The following is a 2,962-nucleotide window of genomic DNA, read 5'->3' on the forward strand; positions in this document are numbered from 1 at the left end:
AGACGCCGCCACTTCCATGCCAGAATCGCCACCACTACCGCCGCCAACAGCAGCGGCGTGCGGAACCGGGCCAGATAAAACCCATTGTCCCGGGGCCAAACGGCAATGGTAAAATCGGTTTGTTCCCGCAGGGTGCTCACGTTGGCCGGCGACAACCGACTGGACACCTTATTCAACGACACATGGTAGGTTCCTTTATAAAGATTCGCGGTGGTCAGCGTCACGGTGCGCCCGTCTTCGCTGATCTCCACCTTTTTCACCGGTACCTGCCAGTTCCAGATGTCGTTGGTGGCGATCTTGTAAAACTGCGGCCGGGTGGCATTGGGATGAATGGCTTGGTTCATCGTCAGGCGCAACGTGTTGCGGTCCAGCACCTCCACCTTGCTGACCTGCGGCTTTTCCATCCGAAACCCCATATACACGGTGGTGCTGCTCTGCACCGCGCTGCCCAAGCTGGGAATGGACAGGGTCACGATCTCCTGCCGTTCCCCATACAGCGATTCCGGCACCTCGGTGCGCAATTCCAGCGCCGTGGCAAACAGTTCTTGTTTGGCTAGCAGTTCACTGCCCATCTGCTGCATCGTGCAGGGGACTACGCGCCCCTCTGACAACGTATCCAGCACCGCCAAGGTATCGGGGGCGCTGCTGCCCACAAAGGTATACATGGCAACGTTGAATTTGCTGCTCACATCCCCGATCAGTCCTGCCAGCAGCGCCGGATTGGAAGCGATCCGCTGGGCGCCGGTACACAGGAAGATGGCCTTGCGTGGCGCCAGAGCCTGATAGTCCTGCTGGATGTCCCCAATCACTTTGGTGGCCGCTCCGGCAGCATCCAAGCCGCCTTCGACCTGCTGAATGCCCGCTAAAGCTGTATACAGCACCGTCGCGTCCGAGGTGGCGGTTTGCACACACTGCGCCCCGCCGGCCAATGTATAAAGGGCGATCTGGTCATTTTCTCGTTTATGGCGGATCAGATTCCACACGGCCCCCCGCATTTGGCGGAAGTCTTCCGCGTCAATCTCGGCACCATTGTCCAGCGCCACAAAATAGCATAAGGGGCTTTCCGTCTGGCCCACCGTGCTGGTGTCCAGTTCATGGTCCCCCACCGTCAATTCCAGTCCCGCCGCTTGCACCACGGTGGGCGTGTAGGAATTGCCTTCCGCGTCCTGCGCATAGAAAAAGACATCCATCTCGGGTACGTTGACATAGACCTGCTCGACCCGAAAACTGCCCGCACTGCTGTTGGCAGTGGTGGTATCGGCCAAGGGCGCAAAGCCCACCGTCAGGCACAGGCACAGGACCACCAGCGCCGACAGTATGTAGCTAAGGTGTTTCACACGCCGTCTCCTGTTCGATCAATCGGTCAGGCCGATTTTTTTGCGCAGCCCGCGCAATGCCGCCACCGCCTTTTTGCGGCGGGGATTTTCTTCCGGCTTGCGTTCCGGCAAAATGCGGATGTCACCGCTGTCGGCTTCTTCCTCGTCGGCGCTCAAATCGGGCATCACCGGCGTGTGGGGGCCGTGCATAGGCGGTTCCTCATCCAGAATGGGTTCCCCCTCCTGCCGCAGAATCGGGTAGGAGAAGATGGCCCCCGGGATCTCGATTTCCGGCGGGTCGCTGGGCTGCTGTTGGGGTTCCGTGTCAAAATATTCCGGCGAGGGTTTGGTTTCCTCCTCCGGCACCAGCTCCACCGTCCGGGGCGGGGCAGGTTCCTCCTCGTCCAAGCCGGGCGCTACTACGCAGTTAACTGCCGGTTTGTCCATATCAGACAGTTCCTCGGCTTCATTCTCCGGCAGAGCCGCAGCCGCCGCCCGCACCGTCTGCTCCGACAAGTCCAGCCGCGGCTCCGGAGAAACCTCGGTCACATCCTCCTCATAGGGCACAATGGGGGTATTCTGCCGCGCATAGTCCTGCGCTTCCTGCAGTTCACCGATCATCTGGCTGAAAAATTCCATCAGCTTGTCCCGCTGCTGTTCCATCGAGGCGATGCGGCTCTTCAGATCCTGCAAGCGCAGCCGGTGAGCGTTCTGAATCTCCCGGGTTTCATCGGTAGCCGCCTGCACCATCTTCCGTGCCTGACTGATGGCTTGCTCCCGCGCCAACTGATCGATGGCCTCCGCTTTACGGTTCGTTTCCTCCAACAGCGCATCGGCATCTTCCTTGGCTTTCTGCCGGATCTTGTCCGCCTCGGTCTGGGCGTCCGCGATCACCTTGTCCTTCTCTGCCAAAACCTGCTGGCGGGCTTCGTCATGGGCGCGCCCTTTGATACGCAGCGCTGCCTCAGCTTCCTCGGCTCGTTCAGTCAATTCCTTATTTTCCCGGGTCAGGTCCCCGTTCTTCAGCCGCAGCACCGCTACCTGATCGCTCAAGGAATGATTGCGCTCCTGCACTTTGGAGTAGCGGGTCTCTAAATCGTCCTGCCGCCGGGCAATTTTGTCCGCCTGTCCGGCCAAGGTGGCATTTTGGGCCGCCAAATTCTGGTTCTGCCCCAACAAAGTCTGGCAGCGGCGCCGCAACGCCTCGCTCTCCTGCCGCGCCGCACGGGTTTCGGCTTGGGCATTGGCCAAACTTTGCTCATAGTCGCTGCACAGTGCGCGCAACGCCTGACGCACATCCTCCGGCTCATACCCACCGAACCGCGCCTTGCGTACCCCGCACTGTTCCATATATTGGTTCACGTCAATTTTTGCCATAAGCCGCAATCCCCCGACAAATTTCTATAAGTAATTTCATTATAAAGCAAGGCCTTGGCGAACGCAAGCGGATTTTGCCAAAGGCACGCCCTGCCGCCGGCCACAAAAATCTGTAAAAAAATTCAAAAAAAGCGTTGACAAAGCAGGACATGGTTGCTATAATAATAAAGCTGACTCGAGCAGCGAACAAAATATTGCCCCATAGCTCAGTTGGTTAGAGCACCTGACTGTTAATCAGGGTGTCGTCCGTTCAAGTCGGACTGGGGCAG

General features: G+C 58.7%; 2 protein-coding genes and 1 tRNA gene. 1 reads left to right on the forward strand and 2 read right to left on the reverse strand.

Going from position 1 to position 2,962, the window contains the following annotated elements; genetic code table 11:
- Both Q0526_RS01840 and Q0526_RS01845 read right to left on the reverse strand, forming a co-directional pair.
- On the reverse strand, positions 1 to 1,337 hold a 1,337-nt coding region (locus Q0526_RS01840; protein WP_298730283.1), incomplete at its 3' end, for a VWA domain-containing protein.
- Between the two features lie 18 nt (positions 1,338 to 1,355).
- Positions 1,356 to 2,693: a hypothetical protein gene (locus Q0526_RS01845; RefSeq protein ID WP_298730285.1), complete on the reverse strand. Its 1,338-nt coding sequence runs from the start codon at positions 2,691 to 2,693 to the stop codon at positions 1,356 to 1,358.
- Positions 2,694 to 2,888: 195 nt separating this feature from the next.
- On the opposite strand from Q0526_RS01845, the gene Q0526_RS01850 reads away from it, so the two are divergent.
- A tRNA-Asn gene (locus Q0526_RS01850) sits at positions 2,889 to 2,962 on the forward strand.

This window comes from uncultured Subdoligranulum sp., assembly GCF_937890665.1.

Excerpts from the sequence above, each read along its gene's own strand:
- Q0526_RS01845 (WP_298730285.1), bottom strand. The coding sequence starts at position 2,693 with ATGGCAAAAATTGACGTGAACCAATATATGGAACAGTGCGGGGTACGC.